This window comes from Luteibacter sp. NPDC031894, from assembly GCF_050273135.1.
GTDB lineage: Bacteria > Pseudomonadota > Gammaproteobacteria > Xanthomonadales > Rhodanobacteraceae > Luteibacter.
Map to the genome: position 1 here is coordinate 263,723 of NZ_JBNNMV010000002.1, position 23,645 is coordinate 287,367.

Here is a 23,645-nt window from a genome sequence, read left to right on the forward strand (position 1 = left end):
AACGTGTGAATGGGGAGGGGTCAGTCGTTATCGTCGACGGCGTCGCCACCGGCGAGCCATGCGTGCGCGTCCGCGCGCGGCGCGTCGTCGCGGGCGCCGAGTGACGCGAAGTCGAAAAGGTGGCGATCGGTCAATTGCGAGGGCGCGATGTTGCCCATTGCACGGAAGATCGTCTCGCTGCGGCCGGGATGCGCCTTTTCCCAATCCGCGAGCATGCGCTTCACCACCTTGCGCTGCATGTTCTCCTGCGAGCCGCACAGGTTGCAGGGAATGATGGGGAACGCACGCGCTTCCGCATAGGCCGCGATGTCGTCCTCGCGGCAGTATGCGAGCGGACGGATGACCACATGGCGGCCGTCGTCGGACAGGAGCTTCGGCGGCATGGCCTTCAGGCTGCCCTGGTAGAACATGTTCAGGAAGAACGTACCGAGGATGTCGTCGCGATGGTGCCCAAGGGCGATCCGCGTCACGCCATTCGCCGCCGCCCATTGGTACAGGGCCCCGCGGCGCATGCGCGAGCAGAGGCTGCACATCGTCTTGCCCTGCGGGATGACGCGCGTGACGACGCTGTAGGTGTCCTGCTCGATGATGTGGAACGGCACGCCGCGCGCGGTGAGGTATTCGGGCAGCACGTGCTCCGGGAAATCCGGCTGCTTCTGGTCGAGATTGACCGCGACGAGGTCGAAGCGCACCGGCGCCTTCGCCTGCAGCGAGAGCAGCATGTCGAGCAGCGTGTAGGAGTCCTTGCCGCCCGAGAGGCAGACCATCACCTTGTCGCCCTCTTGGATCATGCCGTAGTCGGCGATCGCCTGGCCGACCTGGCGGCGCAGGCGCTTGGCCAGCTTGCCGGCTTCGTAGCTCTGCTTGCGGGTGGCGTCGGGGGTGGCGGACATGCTGCGGGAATCCGGAGGGAAGCCCCTATTGTAGCCGCTGCGGCGCGGCGCGCCCGGGGTTACAATCGACCCTTCCTCACCGCCGGCCGAACGCGATGCAGGTCCAGGATCCCGTACAGCTTTCCCAGCACCTCGCCGAACTGAAGGTGGAGCACCGCGACCTCGATGCGGCGATCGAGCAGCTGGCGGCCGCGATCGGCCGCGACGAGCTCCAGCTCACCCGCCTGAAGAAGCGCAAGCTGCTCCTGAAGGACGCGATCGCGCGCATCGAAAGCCGCCTGATCCCCGATCTCGACGCCTGAGGCCCCCATGACCCCCGTCCGCCTGGAAAACGCCCACGTCACCCTCGAACCGCTGACGCTGGACCATGTGGGCCCGCTGGAAACCGCCGCGGCGGACGGCAACCTCTGGAACCTGTGGTTCACGTCGGTGCCGGCACCCGGCCGCATGGCGGAGTATGTGGAAGCCGCCCTGCGCGGCCAGGACGAGGACCGCATGTCCCCCTGGGCCATCCGCGAGAACGGCAGTGGCCAGATCGTCGGGTCCACGCGCTATTACGACATCGTGCCCGATCCGTCCCGCGTCGCGATCGGCTACACCTGGTATGCGCGCCGCTGGCAGCGCAGCCACGTGAACACGGCCTGCAAGCACCTGCTGCTGTCCAACGCGTTCCAGAACGTCGGTGCGGTCGCCGTGGAGTTCCACACCGATGCCTACAACCAGGATTCCCAGCGGGCGATCGAAAAGCTGGGAGCGAAACGCGAGGGCATCCTCCGCGCGCACAAGCGCCGCCCGGATGGCTCCCTGCGCGACACCGTCTGTTACAGCATCCTCGCCACCGAATGGCCCGACGTGGACAAGTGGTTGCAGCTGCGACTGATGCGCCTGGCGCCGCCTGCCCTGTAGGTCGGTATCAGCGGGTCGCTACGGCGTCGCCGTGCGTCGGCCGCACGATCAGCGTCGCCGTCATGCCTGCCGACAGCACCGTGCCCGGGGGCAGGTGCGCGGTGTCGATCTTCACGCGTACCGGCACACGTTGCGCCAGGCGCACCCAGTTGAAGGTCGGGTTCACGTCGGCCAGCAGGTCGTTGCCTGTGGGGTTGTCCGCATCGGTGATGCCGTGCGCGATGCTCTCGACCGTGCCTTTCAGGTGCACGCCGCCGCTCATCAGCCGGATGTCGACGGGATCGCCCACGCGCAGCCCGGGGAGCTTCGTCTCCTCGAAATAGCCGTAGATCCAGTACGAGCCACTGTCGATGAGCGCAAGGCGTGCGTTGCCGGCGCTGGCATAGTCGCCCACGCGGACGTCGAGGTTGGTGACGTAACCGTCCACGGGCGCAAGCACCTGCGTGCGGTCGAGGTTCAACTGCGCGGAAGCGAGTTCCACCTGGGCCTGGGCCACGGCGGCAAGCGCCTGCTGCTGCGCCGCGCTCGCCTGCTTCGTGCTGGCCTGCGCCTGCTGCCAGCCGGCGCGCGCGGCGTTCGCCGCGGCCATCGCATTGGCTTTGTCCTCGGCCGAGATGACGTTGTTGATCAGCTTCTGCCGGCGTTCGGACTGCGCCTCGTACATCTCGTAATTGGAGCGACTCTGCTGGGCACCGGCGGAGGCGGCGTTGATGTTCGCGCCCGCGGCACGGGCCGCCGCTTCGGCCGCTTCGAGGTTGGCCTTCGCTTGTGCCACGGCGTTCCGGTAACGCGCCTGGTCGACGACGAAGAGCAGGTCGCCCTTCTTCACCGCCTGGTTGTCCACGACGCGCACGTCGGTGACGATGCCGGCGACGTCCGGCGCGATGCGCACGATCTCGGCGCGCACGCGTCCGTCGCGGGTCCAGGGCGAATACATGTAGTGCTTCCACAAGGCATGCCCGACGAAGGCGGCGACGAGCACGACGACGGCGGTGACGGCGAAGCGGACGAGGGTGGCGAGTTTCATGACGGCATCACTCAGTACAGGAACAGCGCGAAAGCGCCGAAGACACAGACGAAAACGGCAAGCCGGAACAGCGCGGGATGCCAGACGAGGCGATAGAAGCCGAGGCGGCCGGCCACGATGTCGAGCAGCCACAGCGCCAGCAGCGCCAGGAGGAAGAAGACGAGCAGCCCGGGAACGAGGGCGTCGCCGAATGCGATTTCACGGGGCATGGGCAATCACCTTGGAGATAGGCGCGTCCGGCATGTACGCGGCAAGGACGGATTCACCGTCGAGCAGCGCCATGCGGACGAGATGGAGGTGGTCGAGGAGGTGACCCGCGCCTTCGTGCTCGCCGACGCTCGCGATCGCCGTGGCGACCGCGTCGCGCGCGAGGAGGTAGCCGGCGACATCGGGGTGCTCGTAGAAGCGCGCAAGCGTGCGCAGCGCGCCTTCGAGATAAGGACGAAGCGTCGACGGCAGGGTCTGCCGTGCCATGTCGTGGCGGAGTTCGATGAGCGCCCGCCCCGTCTCGTGCACCGCCAGCGCCCAGGCGATGAGGGCGCGGGAGTCGGCGCTGCCGGGCTCGGTCTGCGCGACCACCTGGCTCACGAGGTCGTGGTTCACGCTCTCGAAGCGATGGCGCAGGCCAGGCAACGGCGCTTCCGCCGCGAGCGCCACCTGGGCACGCAGGCGCGCGAGCTGGCGCCGGCGCAGCCATGCACTGCCGATCGCGGGCGGGATGACGAGGAAGGAAACCGCGGCCGCGCCCAGGCCGACCACCTGCGCGATGGCGTCGTTGATGAAGTGTGCCGGGTCGTACGTCTGGAGGTTCTTCAGCGCGAGGATGTAGGCGAACCCCATGGCCCAGCCCAGTCCGAACGAGGCGAGCGACGGCGTCATCATCATGACGAGTCCGACGGTCAGGAACGGCGCCACGCCCATGACGAGCAGGCCATAACCGTCGAGCTGGGTCAGCACGAAGAACTCGCACACGAATCCCGCGACCATGCCCCCCAGGTAGCCGAGCATCACGATCCACGTCACCCGCGTGGGGTTGGGCGTCGTGGCGAACAGGCCCGCGAAGATCGTCGCCAGCAACATCGCGCTCGACCCCATCGGCCACGCACTTGCGATCCAGAAGGCCCCGAGCACCAGCATCGTGAGGGTGGTGCGCACGGTGGCGATGCCAGCGCCGAGGTAGTCGTTGCCGCGCCCGAAATGCACGCGCTCCGCGGAGCCTCCGGTGACGCGCGGGGCCTGCAGCATGGCGGCGGCATCGACGTAGTCGTGCAGCTCGTCGACGAAGCGGACCAGCAGCGAGGAGCCGGTGTCGACATCGCGCCGGTCCTGCGGGTCGTCGAGCGTGGCGCGCAGCGTGTCCACCGAGCCGCGCATCGTCTCGCGCGCCGCCGCAAGCCGCGGCAGCAGCACGCGCGCGGCGGCGCCCGCCTCGATGGGCGCATCCAGCGCATCGCCTATCGGTGCGTACAGGCGGATCAGAGTCTTCGCCGCCACGTCGCGGTGCGCGCGAACCAGCCGGTTGATGAGATGGTGCAGCGACTGGAACGTCGTCGACGTCGCCATGAAGCGCTGGTTGAACAAGCGAAGGTGGTTGCTTCGCGCACGCGCCTCGGCATCTTCGAAGATGACCGAGCTACGCAGGTCTTCCAGCGTCACCGCATTGCGGACGAAGCGCAGGTGCGCCTTTTCCATTGCATCGCGGGGGATGGCGCCACCCGTACTGTCACGAATGAAACCGACGAAATGCGCGAACTGCTCGCGCGCCGCGCGGCGCAGTACGTCGCGAACGCGGCTGGGGAACACGACGTCGTTGACCGCGCCGCTGACCAGCAGGCCGAGCAGCACTTCACTGATGCGCGCCGTCGCGGAGTCGAAGACGCCCAGCGGATTCTCGATGACGGGAATGGCGACGATGGCCGCGGTATAGCCGCCAAGCACGAAGGCATACGACTTGAAGTTGCGATAAAGCGTGGCGCCGCCGGCACAGAGGCCGATCCACAGCGAAAGCACCAGCAGGAAAAGGTCGCGTTGCTGCGGGAACGACGCAACGATGCCGACCGCGACCGTCGCGCCGGCGAGCGTGCCAAGCGCGCGGTAGAAGCTCTTCGCGAGCACCATGCCCGACTGGCGGTTCGCGACGATGATCGTCGTCAACATCGCGGTGGACGGCGCCGGCAAGTCCAGGCGCATCGCGATCCACCCGGTGAGGAAGAACGCCGTGAGCGTTTTCGCCACGAACAGCCACACCGACGCTTCCTCGCGCAGCGTTTCCGCAACGGCCTGGCGAGTGAGGGGTGGGCTGGTCGAGAGATTGGAAGCGGACATCGCGTGTGCTCCCTCCTTACTCCCCGAACCCGGCCAGCATCTTCTTGAGCAGGGCTTCGAGCTGGCCCTGTTCGCCCCGCGAGAGGTTACGCGTCTGCCGGTGAAGCAACGTGACGATGTCGGGAAGGAATCGCGCGATAAGTTCCAGCCCCGCCGGCGTGAGGGTGAGGGTCACCTTGCGCCGGTCCTCGTCGCTGCCCGAGCGGGCCACGTAGCCCTTTTCGCAGAGCTGGGTCGTGAGGCGGGTGACGTTGGCGGACTTCTCGCCGGCGGCGTCGGCCAGCTCCGAGGGGTGCATGCGATTGTCGGGAGATCCGTACAGCATCATGAGGATGTTGTATTCGGGGTGGTTCAGCCCATAGGCCCGCAGGGCCGCGTTCGCCTCGTCGTGCACTTCCTTGAACAGGTGCTTGATCAGGCGCACCAGGACGGCCGGCTCGCGGGGGAAGTCGGGGTACTTGGCCTGGGTGACGTCGAGACGGGCTTCGGTGGGGGCGAAATCACGCACGGGGCGGTCCTGCGGTTGGGTTACCTCATTAGTATATAGTTCATTTGTGTATATTCAATAGATGTAGGGTCTAGGGGCCCTCCTTTGCCCGGTGACGTCAGGCCTTCGTCACCAGCAGGTCTTCTATTCCTGCCCGCCAGAACAGCTCGCGCCGGACCCTGTCGGCGACGCCGTTCACGATTTCCGCGCCGTCTTGCGACGGATCCACGTGGACGCGGAAGGGGCGTTTGCCGGACGGCAGGTCCACGACTTCCACAATCTTGCGGGCCACTTCGGCGGGATCGGCGTCTGCGGGCTCCAGTGCCGCCAGGCCCTTGAGGATTCTGTCCGGCATCCCGGCGTAGGGGCCTTCCATGTACTCGGCCTCGCGGGCCGTGTCGGCGGGCTTGCCCGAGTGGGCGAAGTGGTTGGTGCCCTTCGTGAAGGCGCCCGGGACCATGATCGAGGTCTCGATGCCCCAGCGGGTGAGTTCGCCCGCGTAGCTGACGGCGAGCGAATCCATGGCCGCTTTCGCGGCGAAGTACGGGGCCAGGAAGGGCGGCGTGCCACCGCGCGTGCTGCTCGACGACACCCAGAGGAGCAAGCCGCGCCCCTGCTTGCGCATGGCCGGCAGCGCCGCGCGGTTCACGCGTTGGGTGCCGAGCACATTGACGTCATAGAGCTGCGCGTACTGCTCCGCGGTGAATGCCTCGGCCGGTCCGAAGACCATGTGCCCCGCGTTGTGGACCAGCACGTCCAGGCGACCGTCGCGCTGGAGGATCGTCTGGATGGCGGCTTCCGCCGAGGCATCGGAGGTCACGTCGAGTTCGACGACGCGCAGGTCGACGTTGCGCTCCTTCGCTTCCGTGAGGACGGCCTCGGCCTGCGATGCGTTCCTGCCTGCGATATCGCGCATGCTCGCGTAGACGGTGTGGCCGGCATCGGCAAGGGCGCGCGCGGTCATCAGGCCGAAGCCGCTGGACGCACCGGTGATGAGGACGATCTGTTTCATGGCGTTTCTCCGGTAAGGGGCGAGGGAATCAGACGATGCCGCCATTGGCGCGCAGCACCTGCCCATTGATCCAGGCACCGTCCGGGCCGGCGAGGAAGGCGACCGCCGCGGCGATGTCGTCCGGCGTGCCGAGACGCTCGAGCGGAGCCAGCTTGGCGAGGTGGTCGACCAGTTCCGCCGACTTGCCGTCCAGGAAAAGGTCCGTGGCGGTGGGGCCGGGGGCGATGGCGTTCACGGTGATCTCGCGGCCGCGCAGTTCGCGGGCGAGGATGGTCGTGGTGGCCTCGATCGCCGCCTTGGTGGCGGCGTACGCCGCGTAAGTCGGCTGCAACAGGCCGACGACGCTCGAGGAGAAGTTGATGATTCGCCCGCCGCTGCGCAGGCGGCGTGCCGCTTCGCGCATCGTGTTGTAGCTGCCCTTCACGTTGACGGCGAAAAGCCGGTCGAAGTCTTCGTCCTTCAGGTCGGCGATGGTCGAGAGGTTCATCACGCCGGCGTTGTTCACGAGGACGTCGATGCCGCCGTAAACCTCTTCGACCGTGTCGAACATGCGCCGCACGTCGGCGGCCTTGGAAATATCCGCTTGCGCGGTGATGGCCTTGCCGCCGGCTGCCTCGATGTCGCGGACCACGTTCTCCGCCGCCTGGGTACCGCCGGCGTAATTCACCACCACCGTGAAGCCGTCGCGTGCGAGGCGCCTGGCAACGGCGGCACCGATACCGCGGGAGGCGCCCGTGACGAGGGCGATCTTGGCCTGGGAAGTCGCGTTCATGTCGTTCTCCGTTACCGGCTGGATTGCCGGGCGAAGAAAGCATGCTCGTTGTTCGACGCCGGATAATCTTGCAGAATCAGGCAAGACTATTCCATGCAACGGAACAAACGACGTGGCACTCGACCGCTTCGACACCATGCGGCTCTTCGTGCGAATCGTGGAGCGGCGCAGCTTCACCCTGGCCGCGAACGACCTCGACCTGCCCCGTTCGACGGCGACCCAGGCCATCAAGCGGCTGGAAACCCGGCTGGGCGTGCGCCTGCTCCAGCGCACCACCCGCCAGGTCAGTCCGACCCTCGACGGCGAGGCATACCACCGGCGCTGCATCGCGATCCTGGCGGACATCGAAGACGCCGAAGCGGCTTTCGTCGACGCTCGCCCGACGGGCCTGCTGCGCGTGGACATGCACGGCACCCTGGCGCGGACGTTCGTGCTTCCCGCGCTACCGGACTTCCTGGCGCGATACCCGGGTCTGCGCGTGCACATCGGCGAAGGCGATCGTTGGGTGGACCTGGTGCGCGAGGGCGTGGATTGCGTGCTGCGCGTCGGCGACCTGCACGACAGCAGCATGGTGGGACGACGCCTCGCCATGCTGGAGGAGGTGACCTGCGCCAGCCCCGACTACCTGGCGCGGCACGGCACGCCACGCACGTTGGCCGATCTGGAAGGCCATGTCGCCATCGGCTTCCTGTCGACAGCCACCGGCGGCATCCTCCCCCTGGAATTCATCGAGGGGGGCGAACTGCGCAACGTGACCTTGCCGTCCGTGGTCACCGTCTCCGGCGCGGAGACCAATGCGACGCTGGCCCTGCTCGGCCTGGGCTTGACCCAGGTGCCTCGCTACCACGTGTCGGCGGACCTTGCCGCCGGCACGCTGGTGCAGGTCCTGCCCGACCTGCCCCCGAGGCCTTCACCCGTCTCCCTGCTCTATCCGCACAGTCGCCAGCTGTCGCCACGCGTGCGCGTGTTCATCGACTGGCTGGCCGACGCGTTCCGCGCACGCGGTGGGGACGGGGTCACGATGTCGTGACCCCTGCCGCTCATTCGATGGCGCGACCTTCGCCATCGACGAGGCGCAACGATGGGAACTGCTCCCGCAGTGACGTTTCGATGAGGTTCCGGTCGCCGACGATCACCCACGTCTTGCCCTGCGTTCGCAGCAGATCCTCGAACGCGCCGCCGACCTTCGCCGCGCTGGTCCGGCGGAGCATGGCGAGGGCGTTCGGCCAGAAATCGTCGCCGCGACCGAGCCGCGCCGATGTGGAGAGATAGGTCAGCACCGCGGCGTCGGTCTCGAGTGCGGCCGCCAGCGAACGCGCCAGACCCGTTCGGACGCTGCCGACTTCCGCGTCGTCAAGGGGCGACTCCCCACCGATGAACGCTTCGATCTCGCGACGGATCTCGACAATGGCCTCCCCCGCACGATCGGCCTGGACCGGCGCATGCACCGTCAACGTACGCACGCCACCCTGGCGCGACAGCCCGCCGACCACGCCGTAGCTCCATCCTTTTCCTTCGCGCAGGTTGGCATTGAGGCGCGAGCCGGGAAGTTGGGCGAAGACCTGGCTGGCGACCTCGAGATCGAGGGAATCGCCGACAGGCGGGGCGACGACGCCGAACGCGACATGCGCTTGCCGCGCACCCGGACGATCGACGAGGTACGCCACATCGCCGCCGCCGGCAGGAGCGAGGCCGATCGAGGGAAGCACGACCGGCGTTGCGGGCGCGGTCCAGCCAGTGAGCGCCTCGTTCAACATCTGGACGCCGTCCTCATGCACGACATCGCCTACCAGCAGGACGCTCAGGTTGTCCGGGCGAAGGTAGTCACGCCGATACGCGCGTAGTGCCTCGACGTTCATCGCAAGGAGCGACGTACGCGTGCCTTGGCCAAAGGCGGCTGCACCGTAGGGATGATGCTCACCGAAGAGACGATGCGAGATGAGGTTGTTCGCCAGGGCGAACGTCGACATCTGCCCGGCATCGATGGCCGCCAGCGACTGCGTGCGAAGGATGTCGATGTCTTCCGCGCGGAACGCGGCGTGGCGTGCGGCCTCGACCACCAGTGCGAGCCCTGCCTGCAATCGTGCACGCGGTATGCGCAGGTCGATGAAGCACGCGTCGGCTTCGCAGCCTGTCTCGAACGTGGCACCGAGTCGTGCCGCCTTCGTCTCGACACCCCGGTCGAGCATCGCCATGGTGAACCGGGCGGTGCCGGCCAAGCGTCCGTGGTCGGCGGCGCTGCCGCCGCCGAACAGGAAGCGGACATGGGCGAATCCGGAGCCGGTCCGGTGTGTGGAGACCAGCCTGGCGCCGCTCGGAAGCTGCGAGCGGCTCACGACCGGGAACAAGAATTCGCCGGGGCCGTCGGCAACGCTCGGGACACTCGTCCGGTCGATGGCCCAATCGGGCGTGGCACGAAGGTCGCGCGTCGAAACGAGGCTGCCGGCCGGCTCTCCCTCCCGCGGAGCGAGGCCGACGTCCGACGCATCTTCAGCCGCCGCGTCGAAATCCTCCGGCGCAGGCAGCACGGTCAGGGTGTAGCCCGGCTGCGCCAGCCAGGCGGATGCCGCGTGACGGACCGTGGCGGCGGTCGACTCGCCCACACGCTCCTGGAACGCCCACGCCGCGGCCGGGTCGCCGTGCAGCGCCAGGCCGTCCGCCAGTTGGTGCGCCTTGGCATCCATGCGTTCCGTGCCGGCGAGGAACGCCGTGTTGTCCCGAAGCTGGGCAAGGGACAGCTCGTCGCTATCGGGACCGTCCGCGATGAAGCGACGCAGTTCGTCGTCGAGGGCGGATTCGACGACGGCAAGGTCGGCCGCGTCGGCGACGTCCACGGTGATGGTGAAAACGCCCGCGAGGGCGAGCGCGTGCACGTCCGCGTCGACCTTGCTGGCGAGCCCGGTGCCGACGAGCCGGGTGTGCAGCCGGGAGGTCGCTCCGTCGCCGAGGATGCGGGCGGCCAGGTCGAGATCCGTCGCGGCAGGCGTTCCCGCTTCCGGTACCGGCCAGGCCCGGACGATACGGCGCGTCGACGCCTTGTCGTGCATCACGCCGCGGGATGGGGCCGCCAAGGGCACGACCCACGGCTGCCGCCGCGCCAGATCCGGCCCTGGCGCGAGGTCGCCGAAGTACGCCATGGCTTTTTCCCGCGCGCGTTCCGGCGTGATGTCGCCGGCCATGACCACGGTGGCGTTCGCCGCACCGTAGTGATCGCGAAACCACGCACGGGCGTCGTCGAGCGTGGCCCGTTCGAGGTCCGCCGGCTTTCCGTAGGCGTCGTGGTGGTAGGGGTGGTTCGCCGGGAAAAGATGGCGAAGGATATGCGCGTGTGTCCGCGCATACGGTGTTTCCAGCGTATCGCGGTGCTCGTTGCGGATGATGGCGCGCTGACTCTCCAGCTTCCCCTCGTCGAGCGTATCGAGGAGGTGGCCCATCCGATCGGATTCCAGCCACAACGCTTTGTCCAGCGCACCCGTCGGCACGGTCTCGTAGTAGGCGGTGCGATCGAACCAGGTTTCGCCGTTGATGTTCCGGCCACCCAATTCCTTGACCGCGTCCATGAAGGGTGCGTCGTAGTGCTTCGACCCATAGAACATGAGGTGTTCGAACAGGTGGGCGAGACCGGTGCGGCCGGCCGGCTCGTCGGCGGAACCGACGCGGTACCACACGGCGAGCGAAACGATGGGAGCCTTATGGTCCTCGTGCACGACGACCGTCAGGCCGTTGGGCAGGCGGAAGCTCCGCTGGTCGATGCCTTCCGCGTGGGAAGCGAGTGGGAACGCGGACAGCGCGCCGAGCGAAGCGAGAAGCGCGGCACGCAACAGGGCCGCGCCGTAGGTAGGTGTGTTCACGCCGATGACTCCATGCAAGGGGAGCATGGACGTTAGGCGTTGGGCGACGACGACCGTATCGGCCGGCGCCCCCCACACGGGTGCGACTCAGGCGTCAGTTCTTGAGGGGAACCGTTTCGAAACCGCCCTGCGGCGTCGTGTTCGCCGGCGGCGGCGGTGGCGTGTTGCCACGCGCGGGAGCCATGTTGCGGCTGCCGCAGGTGTAGGCGCCCCACTCCTGCGAACCGTCATGGGGTTCGCCCAGCGGCTTCACCGTGTCGGCGCCCATCTTCGCGGCTTCGTTACGCGCCATGACTTCCAGCTCGTCACGCACCTTCAGGTCGCTCCGGTCCACCGGGCCGACGCGGCTGGTGACCGATACGGTGACCTTGCCCTGTTCGCGGCAGCTGCCGACGTCGCCGTTCCACGCCGTGCGCACGTTCCGCGCGCTGTCGTCGAGCTTGATGCCCCAGTCGCAGCCCGAGAGGGCGAGCGGAATGAGAAGGATGAGGATCTTGCGCATGGGTGGCTCCGGTAGAACGTTCGTTGCCTATGCTATCCGGATGAGCGTGGAGGCGCGATCCATCGATCGCGCCTCCTCCGGATTACCGCGCGGCTTTCGCCGCCACTGGCTTGCCCTTGCCCGCCGACGCCGCCTTCACGGGATGGCCGTCGGCATCGATCACCTGCACCTCGCCCAGGTTCAACGCACGGACGGGCGCCTCGATCTTGCGCAGGTCACCGACGATCACCCAGGTGAGCGCGTCGGGGTGGATCACGGCGGACAGCGCATCCTCGGCCGCCTTGCGATCGACACCTTCGATGCGCGACTTCAGCGTCTGCACATAATCGTCGGGCCGGTCGTAGACCACGATACCGGTCATCGCGCCGAGCACCGCACCCGTGGTCTCGAAACTGCCCGGCAGCGCCCGGACACGCTGGGCGCGGATCTTCGCCACCTCGTCGTCCGTCAGCGGCTTCGCCGCAATGACGGCCTTCGCTTCCTTGAGGATTTCCTCTGCCGATTCGGCCGTCTTGTCCGTCTGCACCGGCGCGTAGATGAGCATGGGCCGTTGCCCCTGGGCATCCGACAGCATGCTGCCGGCACCGTACGCCCAGCGCTTCTCCTCGCGCAGGTTCATGTTGAGGCGAGAGGTGAAGGTGCCGCCGAACGCGCCATTGGCGATGCCGAGGTCGAGGGCGTTCTTGGCCTTGGTGGACGGCGCGACGAGGCCCGCGAGGATGAGCGACTGCGGGGCGTCGGTGCGATTGATGAGGAAAACGCGCGGCTTCGCCTGGATCGCGACCTTGCCCACGTTCTTCTTCGGAATCGCCGTCGCCGGTGGCGTCCAGTCGCCGAAGACGGCGTCGAGCTGCGGCAGGATCTTCGCCAGCGTCGTGTCGCCCGCGACGAGGATGCGCACGTTGTCCGGACGCAGGTAGTCGCGCTGGAACGCTTTAAGGTCATCGGCCTTCAGCGAGGCGATGGCGTCTTCGGTACCGCTACCCGTGAACGGAATGCCGTAGGCATGGTTTCGCCCGTAGAGCAGCGGCGGAAGCGTGCGCAATGCCAGCCCCGTCGGCTCCGTCTTCTCCTGCGCGATGCCCGCCAGCCACTGGCCGCGGATGCGCTCGATGTCGTCCGACTTGAACGCGGGATGGCGCACGATATCGGCGAACAGTTCCAGCGAAGGCTTCAGCTGCGCGTTGAGCGCGTCGAGGCCGACGGCGCAGGTGTCCAGCGAGCAACTCGCGTTGACGAAGGCACCGAGGCGCTCCTTGCGCCGCGCCACCTCGACGGAGTCCAGCGAGGTCGTGCTTTCCTCCAGGAGGGTGGACGTGAAGCTCGCCGTACCGAGCTTGCGCCCCTGGTCGGCGGCGTAGCCTGCGTCGAACAGCAGTTGGACCTGCGTCACGGGAACGGTGTGGCGCTCGGCGAGCACCACTTCGACACCGTTCTTCAGCTTGCCCCGCTGAAGGGTCGGGAAGACGAGATCCGGAAAACTCGTCACCGGCGGCACGCCCTTCGCGCGGTCCACGTCGGATGTCGCGACCGTGTAATTGCCCGGCTTGGGGAGGATCGGAGCCGGCTTCTTTCCGGATGGGCCGAGGCCCACGACGGCCTTGTCTTCAGCGGCGGGATCGAAACCGGGGGCGGCGGGCAGCACGGTGAGCGTGTAATCGCCCTTGGCAAGCCAGGTCTTCGACGCCGTCAGCACCGACGCGACGGTCGCGGCCTGTGCACGCGCGAGATCCTTCTTGTAGGCGCCCGGGTCGTTCCGATACACCTGGCCCTCGGCGAGGATCGCGGCCTTGCCGGAACCACCAACCTTTTCCACGCCGCGAATGAAGGCCGCGCTGTTGGCGACCTTGGCGCGTGCCAGTTCGTCGTCGCTCGGACCGCTGGCGAGGAACTCTTTCCACACGTCGGCGATGGCGGCTTCGACCTTGGCGGGGTCCACGCCATTCCGTACGTCGACACTGAGCTGCACCTGGCTCGCGAGCGCGAACGGAGCGATACCCACGCTGACGTCGTCGGCGAGCTTGTCCTGGTAGACGAGCCGCTGGTAAAGGCGTGACGTCTTGCCACCACCGAGGACCGTCGTCGCGAGGTCGAGCTGGATGGCGTCGTCGGTGCCCAGCTGCGGCACGATCCACGTGCGCAAGATCCGGACCTGCGCGACCTGGTCGTGCTGGGTGCCGCGCGTGGAGGTCTGGAGAGGCGTGATCCACGGCTGCTGGCGCGGCACGGGCGGACCGGCGGGGATGTCACCAAAATACTTCGTGGCCTTGGCTTTCGCCTGCGCGACGGTGATGTCGCCGGCGAGCACGAGCGTGGTGTTCGCCGCGCCGTAATAGTCGTGGAACCACTTCTTGACGTCGGCGAGCGACGCCGCGTCGAGGTCGGCCATCGAACCGATCGTGTCGTGGTGGTAGGGATGGTCGGCCGGATAAGTGTTTACGAGGATATTCTCGTCCACGCGGCCGTAAGGACGGTTTTCGCCCTGGCGCTTCTCGTTCTGCACGACGCCGCGTTGCGTGTCGAGTTCCTTCTGCCCGATGGCACCGAGCAGGTGGCCCATGCGGTCGGACTCCATCCACAGCGCCATGTCGAGCGCCGTGGTGGGCACGGTCTCGAAATAGTTCGTGCGGTCGAACCAGGTCGTGCCGTTCATGTCGGTCGCGCCAGCCAGCTCGAACGGCTGGAAGTACGTGCCCTTGCGGTTTTCCGAGCCGGAGAACATCAGGTGTTCGAAGAGGTGGGCGAAGCCCGTCTTGCCTGCCGGCTCGTCGCCCGATCCCACGTGGTACCAGATGCTCACCGCCACCACGGGCGCCTTGTGATCCTCGTGCACCACCACGGTCAGCCCGTTGGAGAGCTGGAACCGGGTGTAGGGGATATCGGGAATGGCGTCGGACGAGGCGGGAGTAGCCGATACAGCACCAACAAGGGACATCAGCCCGGCAACAAGCAGGGCATAGCGTTTCTTCATGTACGGCTCCTCAGGGCCACCGCGGCCTCGACTCCCGTGAGGCTAGCCCGCGCCGTCCCGCGCGCGCAATCCATACCCGCCTGCGGACACGGACGGTGTCCGGTCGGTCGTGGTCACTGTCCGCGGACAATCGATCGCCGCAGGCCGACCTGACAAACCTCATGCGAATCAGATGATTGCACACTCTCGCAGGCTGGCACGGGGTTTGCGTTACTAGTCCTGCCCGATCCAAGGAACCGAACCATGAAACACGAACTCCTGATGCTCCGCAGCCTGCTGGTGGCCTCGCTGCTCGTCTGCGGCCTGATCCTCGGCAACATGCTCACCTACGCCGGCGAACCCATCCAGCTCGCCAACCTGGGTGCCGGCAACGTGGTGGTCACCGCCTCAGGCTGCACGTTGCCTCCCGACGGCGTCGTCTGCCCGTTCTCGGCCTCATAATGGGGCATGCCCCACGTCATCCTGTTCCGACCTGAGATTCCGCCCAATACGGGCAACGTGATCCGCCTCTGCGCCAATACCGGCGCGGCTTTGCACCTCGTGCGACCGCTTGGTTTCGAGCTGGACGACACCCGCCTGCGTCGCGCCGGACTGGATTACCACGAGTTCGCCCGCGTCGCGGTCCACGACGACCTCGATGCCTGCCTCGTCGCCATCGGCCATCCCCGCGTCTTCGCCTTCTCGACCCGAGGAAGGCGGCTGCACACCGACGTGGCCTTCAAAGCGAACGACGCGCTGCTGTTCGGTTGCGAGACCGCCGGCCTGCCCGACGCCGTGATCGATGCCATGCCGGAAGAGCGTCGTATCCGCCTGCCGATGCGACCGGGCAACCGCAGCCTCAACCTTTCCAATGCGGTCGCCGTCGCGGTGTTCGAGGCGTGGCGCCAGACGGGATTCGACGGCGCGGCCACGTAAGCCCAAGCTACAATCCGGGGCATGACCCCCGATCGCTCCGCGGCCGACACCGGCCCTAACCGCTTCCTGCCCCGTCCCCTGCGCGTCCTTGCCGGACGTGCGATGGAGTCCGCGCTCAATCGCGCCGTGGACCTCGATCCGGATACGCGCGCGCGCCTCGACGCCCTGGACGGTCGCAGCATCCAGCTCTACCTGGACGGCCCGGCACTCGCCTTGCGCATATCGGTCGAGAAAGGCCGACTTCGGGTCGGACCGCCGGAGGAAGGCGGCAGCCTGCGCGTCAACGCCTCGCCGGGCAGTCTGCTGGCCATGGCCTTGCGCCGCGACGAGGATGGCGTCTCGCCCGGCAAGGTCGAGATCGCGGGCGACGCCGAGCTCGCCCGCCGTCTCGAACGGCTGGCCCGACAATACGCGCCCGATGTCGAGGAAGCGTTCGCCAAGACCTTCGGCGACGTCATCGGCGTCCCCCTCGCCAAGGCCTTGCGGGACGCCCTGGCGCACGCGAAGGAATCGGTGGCGCACCTCACCGAGGATGCCGCCGACTGGCTGCGCGACGAAGGTCGGGTGGCGGTCGCTCCCGGGGAAATGGACGATTTCCTCGACGGCGTGGACGCGGTGCGCGAGCGCACCGAGCGCGCCGAAGCGCGCCTCGCCCGGCTCGAGCGTGCGCTGAAGGAGCGTGACGCATGACGCCCCTGCGCCTTGCGCCGCGCCTGCTGCGCGTTACCGCCGTCCTGCTCAAGTACCAGCTCGACGAACTCGTCGAGGGCGGCCACCTCTATCGCCCGCTGAAACTGGTTCGCCCCCTCTTCCCGCGGGCATCCGTCGATGTGCGCGCACTCTCGCGAGGCGCCCGCCTGCGACTCGCGCTCACCGAGCTCGGGCCGATCTTCGTCAAGGCCGGACAAGTGCTGTCCACGCGCCGCGACCTCGTTCCTGGCGACGTCGCCGATGAACTGGCCCTGTTGCAGGACCAGGTGCCCGCCTTTCCCGGCAGCGAGGCGCGCGCGATCGTGGAACGGGAACTGCGTGCGCCGGTCGCCACGCTTTATGCCGCGTTCGACGAAACGGCGCTCGCATCCGCCTCGATCGCCCAGGTCCATGCGGCGACCCTGCACGACGGTCGCGAGGTCGTGGTCAAGGTACTGCGTCCGGGCATCGATCGACGCATCGCGCGCGATGTCGACCTGTTGCATGCGCTCGGACAGCTCGCCCAGCGCTGGCATCCGAACGCCGACAAGATCCGTCCGCTCGAGGTCGTCGCCGAGGTCGAGAAGATGCTCTCGAACGAGCTCGACCTGCAGCGCGAAGGCGCCAGCGCGAGTCTGCTCCGGCGCAACTTCGCCAGCGGCATCGACCTCTATGTGCCGGAAGTGCACTGGGACTTCAGCACGGAACGCGTGCTGACCCTGGAGCGCGTGCGCGGCGTGAGCGCCGACGACATCGACGCCATCGACGCCGCCGGCCTCGACCGCAAGAGGCTGGCGGAAAAGGGGGTCCGGCTGTTCTACGAGCAGGTCTTCCGCGACAACTTCTTCCACGCCGACGCGCATCCCGGCAACATCTGGGTCGATACCTCGCGCCTGGAAGAACCCCGCTTCATCGCGCTCGACTTCGGCATCATGGGCTCGCTGCCGGAAGCGGACCAATACTGGCTGGCGGAGAATTTCATCGCGCTGTTCGAACGGGATTACGCCCGCATCGCGCAGCTGCATGTCGCCGCGGGCTGGATGCCCTCGACGATTCGCCTCGACGAACTGGAAGCCGCGGTGCGCACGGTGTGCGAACCTTACTTCACCCGTCCGCTCGCGCAGATTTCCATCGCCGAGCTGGTGGTGAAGTTGTTCCAGACGGCGCGTCGCTTCGAGCTGACGCTACAGCCGCAGTTGATCCTGCTGCAGAAGACGCTGCTCAACATCGAGGGCGTCGGGCGGATGCTCGACCCGGACATCGACATCTGGGCCGTCGCGCATCCGGTGCTGCGGCGGATCCTGCGCGAGCGCTACAGCCTCCGGGCCACGCTGCGCGACGTGCGTCGGCGCCTCCCAGAGTGGATCCACACGGCCCCGCGCGTACCGGAACTCGTGCGCGACGCACTGCGCCAGGTAGCCAGCGGGCAGCAGGTGCAAGTGGCCGATCCGGTCGCCCTCGCACTGGTCCGCGACGACGCGCGCCGGATGCGCCGGCTCGTCGCCTGCGGATTGCTCGGAGCGGCGCTGCTGGTCTCCGCCGCCTTGCTCGGGACGCTGGCACCCCATGCGACGTGGCCCGCCGTCGCGTTGGCCATCGTCGGACTCGGGGCGTTCGCGATCGGCTGGCCGCGCCGCCTGCCCTGATCGTGCTGGAGATCCTCTACCAGGACGACGACATCGTCGCCGTCAACAAGCCTGCGAACCTCGCCGTGCACCGCTCGAAGTTCGTCGGCCCCGACGATGCGTTCCTCATCGACCTCCTGCGCGAACAGGTCGAGGGACGCCTGCACCTCGCGCATCGCCTCGACCGTGCCACGTCCGGTGTTCTGCTCGTGGCACGGTCACCCGAAGTGGCCGCGCAACTGGGCGAGCAGTTCATGGGGCGGAGCGTGCAAAAACGCTACCTTGCGGTGGTGCGCGGGTGGCCTGAGCCCGACGAGGGCATGGTGGATTACCCCTTGCCCGGCTCGCGCGATACGGGGCCGCGGAAAGATGCGCGCACCGACTACAGGCGTCTCGGCACGGTCGAAGTGGATATACCGCTCGGGCGCTACGATAAGCAGCGGTATGCCTTTGTGGCGGCGGAGCCTCAGACGGGCCGCTTCCGGCAAATCCGCAAGCATTTCGCGCACATCCACCACCCGATCGTGGGCGACAGCCAGCACGGTCGCGGGGACCACAACCGGCTGTTCAAGCAGCACTTCGCCTCGCACCGCCTGCTGCTGCACGCGGCGACGCTTTCCTTCGCGCATCCGCGTGACGGTCGCCTCATGGCGATTCGCGCCGGCATGGACGAGACCTGGGAGCGTCTGCTCGATCGGTTCGGCTGGCGTGACGCCTTCGAGCGTTGGGCTGGCTGCTAGAATCCGACTCGCCATGCTGATCGTGACCCGCTCCATCGCCATCCCCGACGCCGAGCTCATCGAGCGGTTCACGCGCGCCGACGGCCCCGGCGGGCAGCATGTGAATCGCACGGAAAGCGCGGTCGAGTTGCGGTTCGACGTCCCCAATTCACCGTCGCTTCCCGACGAGGTCCGCGCCCGCCTGCTCGCACGGCGCGACCGACGCATGACCGACGCCGGCGTGCTCGTCATCCAGGCGCGACGCTTCCGCGACCAGGCGCGCAATCGCGACGATGCCCGCGAACGCCTCGCGGACATCGTTCGCGAGGGGACGGTGGCGCCCAAGAAGCGTGTGGCGACGAAACCGACCCGCGCCTCCAAGGAACGCCGCCTCGTCGGCAAGGCGCAGCGATCGCAGACGAAGAAGACACGCTCGCGCGACTGGAGCCGCGAATGAGCGGCGGCCCGTTCTATCTGCCGCCGCAGGCGCCATCGCTATCGGATTCCTGGTGGAAGCGCTTCTGCCGCTGGGCCATCGGCCTGAGCGGCTGGCGCATCGTCGGGGACCTCCCGAACCTGCCGAAGCTGATCCTGATCGGCGCGCCGCACTCGTCCTATTGGGACGGCGTGTGGGGTCTGTTGATGAAATCCGCGCTCGGGCTGGACCTGGGTGTGATGATCAAGCGCGAAGTCCTCACCGGCCCCTATGGTCCGATCGTCCGCCGACTGGGCATGATTCCCATCGACCGCTCCGCGGCGACCAATGTCGTCGATCAGATGGTCGCGCGCTTTGCCAGTCACGAAAGGATGTGGCTCGGCATCACGCCGGAAGGCACGCGCAAGCCGGTGAAGCAGTGGAAGTCCGGCTTCCTGCGCATCGCCCGTGCCTCGGGCGTTCCCATCCAGCCGATCCTTATCGATTATCCGACGAAGACCTTCACCGTGGGACCGCTGGTCGAAGCCGGTGAAGACATCGAAGCCGACATGGTGCGTATCCGCGCGATGTTTGGTGGGTGTCGCGGCAAGCGTCGTAATGTGTAGCTCGGCAAATCCCTAAGGCAGACTTCTTGACTTGGAACGCCCGGCTCGTGATGCCGAGCGCTCTCAAGGGTCCTCAGCCAAGCCCGCGTCTATGACGCACGAGGTACCCTGTGCGTCGCTGGAACAAGTTCTTTATTACTAGTCGATAGGTGCCAGGGCCAAGGTTCGACACGTAAGCCGAATAACCATAGCTCAAATCTTGCCACCCTCTGCCCGTCAACTTCTGCATCGTCATCGTCCCGCCCCGCGAAGTCGCCCAGAATGAGCTGTGGCAGGTCGTCGTCCACTGCAGAGCCACCTTCGTCTCCGCCGAGTTCAGATAACCTCCCTCTTCCTGCTGGGGAAGGTTCGCGATACAACGCCCCCAGTCGGTGCGGCTACCGATGTGCGGCCAACCTTGTGCAGGTGATGCCGACGTAGTGACAAGGAGTGCGCCAGCAACGGCGCCAAGTACGAAGAGTTTCATCGAAGATCCTAGTGGGGCGCAGATTGCGCGACACCAAACTACGTCTCATCTTTTTCCCGCTCCATCGGGGCAGGCCATTCCCACGGGTAAGCAACGTGGCGCAGGGCCCTTGCGCTATCCTGACAACTCGGAGGAATCGGCGGCATGGACGAGGCTCATTCTGCTGGCTGTGCATGAACGTGCGCGCGTGGATGCTTGTGCCTTCCATAGAAGGCGCACCAGACATGCAACCAATGCACCCTACCGGCACGTTCACCGCGGGCTGCCGTCTCCGACAAAGCTGTTCCAATACCGCTGGCAACTGCCCTTCTGGCATCTCCGACCCAGCTGAGATCGCGAAGGATCTTCCCGACACGCTAAAAAGACAGCTACTCAGCCTCAACATGAGCGCCGTCGATCTTGAACAGCTGGACAACCTGGCTGCCAACCTGTACTGGGAAGGCATGATTTCCGAAGAGGCATTCGTGAAAATCAGCCTCCTTAGACTCGATCACGAAGGTCCTGTGGATGTGCTGACACTGATGCGGGAGTCGCTTGAATAGGTTCGGGAAGCTCGTGACGCAGATTATCGCGTCGCCGTCAGAATGTATGAAGCGGCGATTGACTGCGTGGAAGGCATGCGGGCACTAGCTGATTACATGAGGGGACATCTCATCGACGTGCAGGCCTAGTCATCGCCCAGAATGTCCCGGCTCGTCGTAATCGCGATGCGTCAGCAATCCGGGCCGGATGAGGTCGATGAAGGCGCGTGCTTCCGGGCTCAGGAACTTTCCCTTCCGCATCACCACACCGTAACTGCGTTGCGGGAAATAGCGGCGCAGGTTGCGTACGACGAGGCGCTCCTTGTCGGCTTCCGTGATGCAGATGCCGGTGACGATGGAAATGCCGAGCCCCATGGCGACGTATTGCTTGATGACGTCCCAGCCGCCGACTTCGATGGCCACGGTATACGGCACGTGCCGTTGCTGGAACACCATGTCGACGAGTCGGAACGTCGTCAATCGTTGCGGCGGAAGGATCAACCCGTACGGCGAGAGGTCCTCGAGGCGGATGTCGTCTTTCGCGGCCAGCGGATGGTCCGGCGGCATGATCAGCATCGGGTCGTAGTGATAGACCGGCGCCCAGGCGATGTCCTGCGGTACGTCGAGCATCGACCCGATGGCGATGTCGGCTTCGTCGGCGCGCAGCAGCGCCAGCCCGTCCTTGCCGGTGACATTCGCCAGCTGTAAGTGCACGGCGGGATAGCGCTCACGGAAGGCCTTGACCAGGTCCGGCAGCAGGTACTGGATCGTCGACGAGCCGGCGGCGACGGTGAGCTTTCCGGCCTGGCTGCCGCGAGTCTTCGCCTGGAACTCCCGGTCGAGGTTCTCGAAGCCCTCGACCAGGGGTCGCGCCATTTCGTAGAGCGCTTCGCCCGCGTCCGTGAGGGTCACCCGGCGCCGGGTGCGTTCGAGCAGCGGGGCGCCTAGCTCCCTCTCCAGTGCCTTCAGCTGGAGGCTGACCGACGGTTGCGAGAGGAACAGGGCCTCGGCTGCCCGGCTGAGGGTACCCAGGCGCGTGATGTAGACGAAGGCGCGAAGCTGCTTCAGCCGGTTTCCCTTGTAGTAAAACCGCCCGCCCTCGCTATCGGCTTCCGGCCTATTCGCCCCCGCGACTCTCCGCTTCGGCGTCTTCAGAGGTGCGTTCAGCTTCCGAGGCATCGAGAAACTTCCGCCTTATCCGTGAGTTATGTGTTGTATTAACACCGTCAATGTTTGACATTGAAACATATGCTTTGTCAACAGCATAGCTCCGGGCCTAGCGTGGACTCCACCCCGAACCCGGAGCACGTTCCATGGCAGTTCCCCAGAGCGCGAGCCATCCACTGTCCGGCGTCCGCTTCGGCCTCGAAGACGAAAGCTATGCGGACATCCTCACACCTGCGGCGCTTGCCTTCGTGGCCGACCTCCACCGCCGTTTTGACGCGCGCCGCCTGGTCCTGCTCGCCGAGCGGGTCGCCCGTCAGCAGCGCTACGACGCCGGCGAGCTTCCTGACTTCCGCGACGACACCGTCGCCATCCGCGAAAGCGACTGGTCCGTGGCTCCGATTCCGCCCGCGCTCCAGGACCGGCGCGTCGAAATCACCGGCCCGGTCGAGCGCAAGATGATCATCAACGCGCTGAACTCCGGCGCGAAGGTATTCATGGCCGACTTCGAGGATTCCAGCGCGCCCACGTGGGCGAACCAGATGGACGGCCAACGCAACCTGCGCGATGCAGTGGACGGGAGCATCGAGTTCACCAGCCCGGAGGGGAAGGCGTATCGCGTCGGTGCCACACCGGCGGTGCTCGTGGTCCGTCCTCGCGGCTGGCACCTCCCTGAGCGTCACGCCGAAGTCGACGGCGACGTAGTGGCGGGCGCACTCGTCGATTTCGGCTTGTTCGCGTTCCACAACGCGAAAGCGCTGCACGAGCACGACCGCGGTCCCTACTTCTACCTGCCGAAGCTGCAGAGCATGGAAGAAGCGGCGCTGTGGAACGACGTCATGGGGCACGCCGAAGCCACGCTTGGACTGCCATACGGAGCGATGAAGGCGACGGTGCTCATCGAAACCTTGCCCGCCGTGTTCCAGATGCACGAGATCCTGCACGCCCTGCGCGATCGCGCCGTCGGCCTGAACTGCGGACGCTGGGACTACATCTTCTCCTACCTGAAAACCTTTCGCGCCCACCCCGACCGCCTGCTTCCCGAGCGCGGCCAGGTCGCGATGACGGTTCGGTTCCTCAAGGCGTATTCCGAGCTCCTCATCCGCACGTGCCACCGCCGCGGCGCCTTCGCCATGGGCGGCATGGCCGCGCAGATCCCCATCAAGGACGACGAGGAAGCGAACGAAGCAGCCATGGCCAAGGTCCGCGCCGACAAGCTCCGTGAGGTGACCGCGGGACACGACGGCACGTGGGTGGCGCATCCCGCGCTCGTGCCGGTCGCGCAGTCGATTTTCGACGAACACATGCCGACGCCGAACCAGCTGCACGTGCTGCGTGAGGACGTCGACGTGTCGCGCGACGCCTTGATCGCCCCGGCCATCGGCACGGTCACCCGGCAAGGTTTCGACAACAACGTCGAAGTCTGCCTGCGCTACACGGCCGCCTGGCTGGACGGACTCGGCTGTGTGCCGATCCACCACCTGATGGAAGACGCCGCCACGGCCGAGATCGCTCGCGCCCAGCTCTGGCAGTGGCTGCACCACGGACCGTTGGAATTCAGCGACCACGCAGAGATCAACTTCGCGCTGTTCGACCACGCTCTGGCCGCACATTGCCATCGCCTGCGCGAGAGCCGACAACCCGGCGCACGGCGGGCGGACGATGCGGCCGCGCTCATCGCCGCACTCACGCACGCCGACGAGCTCCGCGATTTCCTCACCCTGCCCGCCTATGAGCACCTGTCCTGACCCTGGAGCA

General features: G+C 66.9%; 23 protein-coding genes. 12 read left to right on the forward strand and 11 right to left on the reverse strand.

The annotated features are described in order from the left end of the window. Positions 1-20 precede the first annotated feature (20 nt). The gene (ttcA, locus tag ACQKIE_RS07150; protein ID WP_427457285.1) at positions 21-893 is read right to left on the reverse strand and encodes a tRNA 2-thiocytidine(32) synthetase TtcA; all 873 of its coding nucleotides are present in this window, start codon (positions 891-893) and stop codon (positions 21-23) included. Between the two features lie 95 nt (positions 894-988). On the opposite strand from ttcA, the gene ACQKIE_RS07155 reads away from it, so the two are divergent. Both ACQKIE_RS07155 and ACQKIE_RS07160 read left to right on the forward strand, forming a co-directional pair. Then, positions 989-1,195 (forward strand): YdcH family protein, encoded by a 207-nt coding sequence (locus ACQKIE_RS07155; RefSeq protein ID WP_427457287.1) that lies wholly within the window; start codon positions 989-991, stop codon positions 1,193-1,195. Between the two features lie 7 nt (positions 1,196-1,202). After that, positions 1,203-1,799: a GNAT family N-acetyltransferase gene (locus tag ACQKIE_RS07160; protein WP_427457289.1), complete on the forward strand. Its 597-nt coding sequence runs from the start codon at positions 1,203-1,205 to the stop codon at positions 1,797-1,799. A 7-nt stretch (positions 1,800-1,806) separates the two neighbouring features. Here ACQKIE_RS07160 and ACQKIE_RS07165 read toward each other — a convergent pair whose 3' ends face one another. The 6 genes from ACQKIE_RS07165 to ACQKIE_RS07190 all read right to left on the reverse strand — a co-directional run bounded on the left by ACQKIE_RS07165 (position 1,807) and on the right by ACQKIE_RS07190 (position 7,422). After that, the gene (locus ACQKIE_RS07165; RefSeq protein WP_427457291.1) at positions 1,807-2,826 is read right to left on the reverse strand and encodes a biotin/lipoyl-binding protein; all 1,020 of its coding nucleotides are present in this window, start codon (positions 2,824-2,826) and stop codon (positions 1,807-1,809) included. Positions 2,827-2,837: 11 nt separating this feature from the next. Next, positions 2,838-3,035 (reverse strand): DUF1656 domain-containing protein, encoded by a 198-nt coding sequence (locus tag ACQKIE_RS07170; RefSeq protein ID WP_427457293.1) that lies wholly within the window; start codon positions 3,033-3,035, stop codon positions 2,838-2,840. Beyond that, a complete protein-coding gene (locus tag ACQKIE_RS07175) occupies positions 3,025-5,151 on the reverse strand; it encodes an FUSC family protein (RefSeq protein WP_427457295.1) in 2,127 nt (708 codons plus the stop codon). Before ACQKIE_RS07175 ends, ACQKIE_RS07170 begins: the two co-directional genes overlap by 11 nt. A 16-nt stretch (positions 5,152-5,167) precedes the next feature. Next, positions 5,168-5,659 (reverse strand): MarR family winged helix-turn-helix transcriptional regulator, encoded by a 492-nt coding sequence (locus ACQKIE_RS07180; RefSeq protein WP_427457297.1) that lies wholly within the window; start codon positions 5,657-5,659, stop codon positions 5,168-5,170. Positions 5,660-5,756: 97 nt separating this feature from the next. Further along, complete coding sequence (locus ACQKIE_RS07185; RefSeq protein WP_427457299.1) at positions 5,757-6,650, reverse strand: SDR family oxidoreductase; 894 nt, start codon at positions 6,648-6,650, stop codon at positions 5,757-5,759. 28 nt (positions 6,651-6,678) lie between these two features. After that, a complete protein-coding gene (locus ACQKIE_RS07190; protein WP_427457301.1) occupies positions 6,679-7,422 on the reverse strand; it encodes an SDR family oxidoreductase in 744 nt (247 codons plus the stop codon). Between the two features lie 136 nt (positions 7,423-7,558). On the opposite strand from ACQKIE_RS07190, the gene ACQKIE_RS07195 reads away from it, so the two are divergent. Further along, positions 7,559-8,452, forward strand: coding sequence for a LysR family transcriptional regulator (locus ACQKIE_RS07195; protein ID WP_427458409.1), 894 nt, complete (start codon positions 7,559-7,561; stop codon positions 8,450-8,452). A 10-nt stretch (positions 8,453-8,462) separates the two neighbouring features. On the opposite strand, the gene ACQKIE_RS07200 is transcribed toward ACQKIE_RS07195, so the two are convergent. The 3 genes from ACQKIE_RS07200 to ACQKIE_RS07210 form a co-directional block, all read right to left on the reverse strand. Further along, complete coding sequence (locus ACQKIE_RS07200; RefSeq protein WP_427457303.1) at positions 8,463-11,273, reverse strand: M16 family metallopeptidase; 2,811 nt, start codon at positions 11,271-11,273, stop codon at positions 8,463-8,465. A 94-nt stretch (positions 11,274-11,367) separates the two neighbouring features. After that, a complete protein-coding gene (locus ACQKIE_RS07205; protein ID WP_427457305.1) occupies positions 11,368-11,775 on the reverse strand; it encodes a DUF4156 domain-containing protein in 408 nt (135 codons plus the stop codon). A gap of 82 nt (positions 11,776-11,857) precedes the next feature. Continuing rightward, on the reverse strand, positions 11,858-14,746 hold the full coding sequence (locus ACQKIE_RS07210; protein ID WP_427457307.1) for a M16 family metallopeptidase: 2,889 nt from the start codon (positions 14,744-14,746) through the stop codon (positions 11,858-11,860). 243 nt (positions 14,747-14,989) lie between these two features. Here ACQKIE_RS07210 and ACQKIE_RS07215 point away from each other — a divergent pair, with 243 nt between their 5' ends. The 8 genes from ACQKIE_RS07215 (at position 14,990) to ACQKIE_RS07250 (ending at position 20,744) form a co-directional block, all read left to right on the forward strand. Then, complete coding sequence (locus ACQKIE_RS07215; RefSeq protein ID WP_427457309.1) at positions 14,990-15,187, forward strand: hypothetical protein; 198 nt, start codon at positions 14,990-14,992, stop codon at positions 15,185-15,187. 6 nt (positions 15,188-15,193) lie between these two features. Further along, positions 15,194-15,661, forward strand: coding sequence for a tRNA (cytidine(34)-2'-O)-methyltransferase (locus tag ACQKIE_RS07220; RefSeq protein WP_427457311.1), 468 nt, complete (start codon positions 15,194-15,196; stop codon positions 15,659-15,661). Between the two features lie 21 nt (positions 15,662-15,682). Next, positions 15,683-16,351, forward strand: coding sequence for a ubiquinone biosynthesis accessory factor UbiJ (locus ACQKIE_RS07225; protein ID WP_427457313.1), 669 nt, complete (start codon positions 15,683-15,685; stop codon positions 16,349-16,351). Beyond that, positions 16,348-17,997: a ubiquinone biosynthesis regulatory protein kinase UbiB gene (gene ubiB, locus ACQKIE_RS07230; RefSeq protein ID WP_427457316.1), complete on the forward strand. Its 1,650-nt coding sequence runs from the start codon at positions 16,348-16,350 to the stop codon at positions 17,995-17,997. Before ACQKIE_RS07225 ends, ubiB begins: the two co-directional genes overlap by 4 nt. A gap of 2 nt (positions 17,998-17,999) precedes the next feature. Beyond that, complete coding sequence (locus ACQKIE_RS07235; RefSeq protein WP_427457318.1) at positions 18,000-18,716, forward strand: pseudouridine synthase; 717 nt, start codon at positions 18,000-18,002, stop codon at positions 18,714-18,716. Positions 18,717-18,729: 13 nt separating this feature from the next. Beyond that, positions 18,730-19,152, forward strand: a complete 423-nt coding sequence (gene arfB / locus ACQKIE_RS07240; RefSeq protein ID WP_427457320.1) for an alternative ribosome rescue aminoacyl-tRNA hydrolase ArfB — start codon at positions 18,730-18,732, stop codon at positions 19,150-19,152. Then, the gene (locus tag ACQKIE_RS07245) at positions 19,149-19,736 is read left to right on the forward strand and encodes a 1-acyl-sn-glycerol-3-phosphate acyltransferase (protein WP_427457322.1); all 588 of its coding nucleotides are present in this window, start codon (positions 19,149-19,151) and stop codon (positions 19,734-19,736) included. The genes arfB and ACQKIE_RS07245 overlap by 4 nt, the downstream gene beginning before the upstream one ends. Before the next feature lie 639 nt (positions 19,737-20,375). After that, positions 20,376-20,744, forward strand: a complete 369-nt coding sequence (locus ACQKIE_RS07250) for a hypothetical protein (RefSeq protein WP_427457324.1) — start codon at positions 20,376-20,378, stop codon at positions 20,742-20,744. 129 nt (positions 20,745-20,873) lie between these two features. Here ACQKIE_RS07250 and ACQKIE_RS07255 read toward each other — a convergent pair whose 3' ends face one another. Continuing rightward, a complete protein-coding gene (locus tag ACQKIE_RS07255) occupies positions 20,874-21,902 on the reverse strand; it encodes a LysR family transcriptional regulator (RefSeq protein WP_427457326.1) in 1,029 nt (342 codons plus the stop codon). 134 nt (positions 21,903-22,036) lie between these two features. Here ACQKIE_RS07255 and aceB point away from each other — a divergent pair, with 134 nt between their 5' ends. Further along, positions 22,037-23,635 (forward strand): malate synthase A, encoded by a 1,599-nt coding sequence (gene aceB / locus ACQKIE_RS07260; RefSeq protein WP_427457328.1) that lies wholly within the window; start codon positions 22,037-22,039, stop codon positions 23,633-23,635. Positions 23,636-23,645: the final 10 nt, after the last annotated feature.